Here is a 307-nt window from a genome sequence, read left to right as displayed (position 1 = left end):
CGCACGGATACCCGGCTTTTCCGTGCGCAGACCGGAGTGAGCTTTGCCGAGTGGCGCCAGCAGGTCTGCCTGCTCACAGCCATCGAGCGTTTGAGTGGAGGGCACCCTGTGACCCAGGTCGCATTGGACGTTGGCTACCCAAGTCATATGGAAACACTGATTTCTCCGCCTCGGTGGTCATCGCTGACGCAGCCGAGGACGTTGTAGAACAAAGTTCACGGAACGAGTCCACGACGATGAAACGGCAAATGATCTTTGCGGAAGCGGAAAGTGCGGGCAAGAAGCGCGTGACGCGGCCGGCCACACC

At 59.9% G+C, this 307-nt stretch carries 1 pseudogene; it reads left to right on the top strand.

From position 1 onward, the window contains the following. Positions 1-144: pseudogene (locus SB816_RS30715) on the top strand (helix-turn-helix domain-containing protein); the annotation flags it as partial. Between the last annotated feature and the right edge of the window lie 163 nt (positions 145-307).

The organism is Achromobacter sp. SIMBA_011 (genome assembly GCF_046535435.1).
In the GTDB taxonomy this organism is placed as follows: domain Bacteria; phylum Pseudomonadota; class Gammaproteobacteria; order Burkholderiales; family Burkholderiaceae_B; genus Achromobacter; species Achromobacter dolens.
Note: the sequence above shows the minus strand (reverse complement) of the source record. Positions and strands in the feature narration are given on the sequence as shown.